We start from the raw sequence: 4,514 nt of genomic DNA, 5'->3' as shown, positions 1-4,514 counted from the left end.
AAACGATGTTCATCTAATGTTGTCGCACCAATACAGTGTAAGTCACCACGAGCCAACATTGGTTTTAGTAAATTACTAGCATCCATACTTCCTTGGGTTTTACCAGCCCCAATAATTAAATGTAATTCATCAATAAATAAAATAAAATCACCATTAGATTCTTTTACTTTATTCATCACCGCTTTTAAACGTTCTTCAAATTCTCCTTGAAATTTAGCTCCTGCAATTAAGGCTCCCATATCTAATTCATAAATTGTTTTATTTTGTAAATTACTAGGAATATCACCTTTAACAATTCGTTGAGCTAATCCTTCGACAATTGCCGTTTTCCCAACCCCTGGTTCTCCAAATAAAACGGGATTGTTTTTTGTTTTACGAGATAAAATTCGGATTACCCGGTTAATTTCATCTTCACGTCCAATAATTGGATCTAATTTTCCAGCAATTGCTTCTTTATATAAGGTTTTTAGTAAATTTTTCAAGAACCTTTGGATCTTTTCCTGGTTCATATTGCTGTGCAAATCCCATAAAGTACCCTCCTTTTTTAGCACTCTCACTCTCTGTTTGCTAATTTGATATTTATATCTTATCATAGTTGTTAGCAAAGTCAACTAAATAGTGCTAAAATTTTAAAAATAATTTAATTACAAAAATATTAGATATAATAAGAAGTAAAGGGAGAAGAAAAAAAGCATATTTTTAGAAAGGAGTACCAATGAAATTACAACACTTAGATAAAAAACGTTTAATCTTAATTGATTTAGATGGGACAACATTAATGAATGATGGTAAAACAATCCATCCAAAAACACAAGAAGTAATTAAAAAAGCTGTTAATGTTGGCCATAAAGTATGTATTATTACTGGGCGCCCCCACCGGGCAAGTATTCGCTTTTATCGTGAATTAGGATTAGATACATTATTAACAAATTTTGATGGTGGTCATATTCATGACCCCTTAAAACGTGAATTTAAACGATTAGTTTTCTCAATTGCATATGATGTAATTATAAGTATTATTAATCATCCCGATGTTAGAGGCAATGTTGAAAATGTTTTAATTGAACATTATGATAAAGCAATTTGTTGAAAAAAAAATGAGGCAATTGAAAACTACTTCCATCTTGATGATGTGGCTGATGATGAATATTTTATTGCCGACCCTTACAATTCTTGAAAAGGTCCCGCTAGTAATATGGCGTTATATTTAAACGGAACTAATAAAACAGATGAAGTATTAAGAATGTTTGAAAACTTTAAGAACTCTGTTCGAATTAATATTGGCCACTATAGCAGCAAACAAAATCAAACAATGATTAATATTACAAATAAACTTGTTTCAAAAGGATTTGCAGCTGATATTTTAGCCCAATACTATAATGTTGATATTCGTGATGTTATCGCCTTTGGTGATGAAATGAATGATTTAGAATTATTGCAAAATGTTGGTTATGGCGTTGCAATGAAAAATGGTAATGATAATTTAAAAACTAATGCGCGTGGAATTACCCACTTAACTAATGATGAAGGTGGGGTTGGTGATTATTTAGAAAAATTACTAAACGGTGAAAACGTATAAAAAAGGGCTAATGCCCTTTTTTAAATTAAATAATAGTTTTTAAAATATGTCCCATAAAAATCATTAAGAATTTGTCAATTTAAACCCTTTTGATCATCTGGCGTTAATAACCATTGGGCAAAACCTTCGGCGAATAATTCTGCGTTACCACCTGTCCGACCATAACCAGATTGAATAAATGCCCAAGCCGCTAATTGTTGTTGAAACGGTGCATTATTACTAATGTCAACTTGTTTTCCTAAATAACGAACTAATGAATCATTTGGACTATACATAAACCCACGAATATTAATTAATGACTTATCTTTAGTTGGTGTACAACGCCCAGTTGCTGGTGTAATATTATGATTAAAACGAAGACGATTATTTGGTCAAACTCAAGCATAATTTGAAATCGCATGTCCTATTTCATGAACAATAGTTGAAATATTAGTTGCGGTTGAATGAAATCCAATTTGATATTGAATTTTACTCATTCGCGCTTGCAGCGAATGTTCCGTAAACACTAAACATTGTGCTAAATCATTTCCATTTCCTTTTAGTTTTGTAAAAGCTAAAACTTGGTTATTACTTACTGTACCATATTGACCAATACTATTATTAATTTCTAAATTATAGATTAATTTTTTAAAAACGGCTGCGCCAAAAATACTAACAAACAAATTGGCAAAGTCAATTAAATTATTACGGAACGGTGCTTGTTCTTTATAATAGACTTCTTGCATTACTTGTTAAAAAATTGCAAATATTTGTAAAAAAGATACTAATAGAAAAATATAATTTTAATTAATTATGTTTTTTATTTAAAAATTTAATATTTTTCCACAACGAAAAATTAATTTATTATTTAAATTATTTAATTTTAAATAAATATTTTATGTTAAATATAATAATTGTAAATTATAAATTGAGGCAATTAAATTAAATCTTAAACCAAATCTTTTTCTTCGATTACGATATTTTTCTGTAATAATTTTAAATTTTTTAAGAATAGCAAAAATATTTTCAATAATAATTCTCATTTTTGAAACTAGTCTATTATATTGCTTTTGTTCTTTGTTTAAAGGGTTTTTCTTTGTTTTCTTTGTAGGTATTAGAACATTATTGTGATTTTTTTGTATTCCTTGATAACCACTATCAACTATTAATTTGGTATTTTTTAAAATTGGGATTTTTGATTCTTTAAATAAAGCATAATCATGTTTTTTTCCGAGCGAAAAACTTGTTGCAATAATTTTTTTGGTTTCTTGTTCGATAATTACTTGTGTTTTGATCGTGTGTTTTTTCTTTTTACCAGAATAAGATTGTTTTTGTCTTTTTTTGGGCGTTGGATTGGAGTTTCGGTAGCATCAATAATAATAGTTTTATCATTAAAATAATCATTTATTAGTGCTTTTTTACCAGCAAGTTGTTGAAAATCAGAGTTTTTAATTAAAATATCTTCAATTCACTTAATATTACGATAACAATTAGCCTCACTAATATCAAAACTTTTACCAAGATGAAAATAAGTCTGATATTCTCGTCAATATAATAAAGTCATCAATAATCTATTTTCTAATGATAATTTATTAGTTTTACCACCTTTTTTAAATTTTTCTATTTCAGCAACTTTTAAAATATCTAACATTTTATTAAAAGTGGATTTTTTTATTCCTGTTAATCTTAACCATTCTCTATCATTAAGAGTATTAAATTTATTATTGTTCATATTTTTATGTCCTCATAAATTATATTTTATAATAATATTTTAATAAAAAAGGGTATCGCAAGAAGTCTAATATAACGTTAATACCATTTTTTCTAATTGATATGGATAAATCTTATTATTTGTTAAACCATTAACAACATCAGTAATTGTTTTAAAATGCGACAATGCTTTTTTTGATTAAATGCTGCTACAACTTTAGGGTTTGCTTGATAAAGCATATTATTTTCACAACGTTTAATAAAAGCTCAGTCATTGGTACTAAGTTGTCTTATTTTACCATTTGCATGCGCAAAGTTTTTAAAGGTGGCACTTACTAATTGGTTATTATTTTGGCGGGTTAAATCTATTTTTTGGTTACTATGATCAGCATATAATAAACATTTACTATATTCAGCATAATTAATTTCATTATCGCCTTTTAAAACACTTCAAAACATTCAGGCAAACAACACCGCTAGCCCTAAACTCACAATTAAAATTGTAATCATTGTAATATTTTTTGTTTTCTTCATAACCATTCCCCTTTAACAAGATTAGTTTTGTTATAATTAAAAATTGATAAAATATTACGTCCCATTTTTTATAATTATACCAAAAAACGCCTTAAATTAAAAGGTTTACGCCATATGGATAGTACCATAGGGTTCTTAAAAAAGTTTAATATAAAAAAACATCCGAAACAAAACGGATGTTAAAACATTAATATAAACAAGATGATAGTGGCTATTAGAGTTCTCTAATAACCATTTTGATTCTAGCATTTGAATACAAAAAACTATTTTCTAGTAAAGAAAAATACTAATTATTATCGTCATCATCTTCTGATAAATCTTTTATTTTCTTTTTATCAATTTTAACTCAACCAGAAGTTTGCTTTTCTTGATTCATTTGCAATCAAATATGATAATTTGGATCGTTTGGATTATTTGCTGCTTTTCGTAATTTCAACTTTTGTTCTAATGTTAAATTACTAGGATTAAAATATTCACCTTCAGTCGCATATTGATCACCATCAATTGCTGCTTTTGCTTTTTTAGCTGTTGCTAAAATTTCAGCCATTGTTTTTTCTGCCATTATATCCCTCCAGTATGAAACCATTATATTAATATTATAACATTATCTAGGATAACGACATAATTATTAAAAAAAGAGTTCGAATATTATTTTAGGTACCAGTTTTACAACAATTTTAGACTATTTTTAAAAATAGTTAATCATTAAACC

6 protein-coding genes are annotated in these 4,514 nt (G+C 27.3%); 1 reads left to right on the top strand and 5 read right to left on the bottom strand.

Annotation, left to right across the window (positions count from 1 at the left end; genetic code table 4):
* Nucleotides 1–482, bottom strand: a 482-nt coding sequence (locus TS70_RS05955; protein WP_304627143.1) for an AAA family ATPase, incomplete at its 3' end; no start/stop codon positions are given.
* Between the two features lie 233 nt (nt 483–715).
* Between TS70_RS05955 and TS70_RS05950 the strand changes: the two genes are divergently transcribed.
* A complete protein-coding gene (locus tag TS70_RS05950) occupies nt 716–1,579 on the top strand; it encodes a Cof-type HAD-IIB family hydrolase (RefSeq protein ID WP_040092703.1) in 864 nt (287 codons plus the stop codon).
* A gap of 20 nt (nt 1,580–1,599) precedes the next feature.
* On the opposite strand, the gene TS70_RS05945 is transcribed toward TS70_RS05950, so the two are convergent.
* The 4 genes from TS70_RS05945 to TS70_RS05930 form a co-directional block, all read right to left on the bottom strand.
* Nucleotides 1,600–2,304, bottom strand: coding sequence for a hypothetical protein (locus tag TS70_RS05945; RefSeq protein ID WP_198049699.1), 705 nt, complete (start codon nt 2,302–2,304; stop codon nt 1,600–1,602).
* A gap of 150 nt (nt 2,305–2,454) precedes the next feature.
* A protein-coding gene (locus TS70_RS05940; protein ID WP_105628856.1) for an IS5 family transposase occupies nt 2,455–3,290 on the bottom strand; the annotation gives its coding sequence in 2 pieces (ribosomal slippage) (nt 2,455–2,894 and nt 2,894–3,290; 837 coding nt in all).
* Between the two features lie 122 nt (nt 3,291–3,412).
* Nucleotides 3,413–3,802 (bottom strand): hypothetical protein, encoded by a 390-nt coding sequence (locus TS70_RS05935; protein ID WP_052443421.1) that lies wholly within the window; start codon nt 3,800–3,802, stop codon nt 3,413–3,415.
* Between the two features lie 286 nt (nt 3,803–4,088).
* On the bottom strand, nt 4,089–4,364 hold the full coding sequence (locus TS70_RS05930; RefSeq protein WP_040092701.1) for a hypothetical protein: 276 nt from the start codon (nt 4,362–4,364) through the stop codon (nt 4,089–4,091).
* Nucleotides 4,365–4,514 lie beyond the last annotated feature (150 nt).

The sequence above is a fragment of the Spiroplasma sp. hyd1 genome (genome assembly GCF_016082235.1).
Taxonomy (GTDB): Bacteria; Bacillota_I; Bacilli_A; order Mycoplasmatales; family Mycoplasmataceae; genus Spiroplasma; species Spiroplasma poulsonii.
The sequence above is the reverse complement of the archived record's forward strand: the minus strand, read 5'-3'. Positions and strand labels throughout refer to the sequence as shown.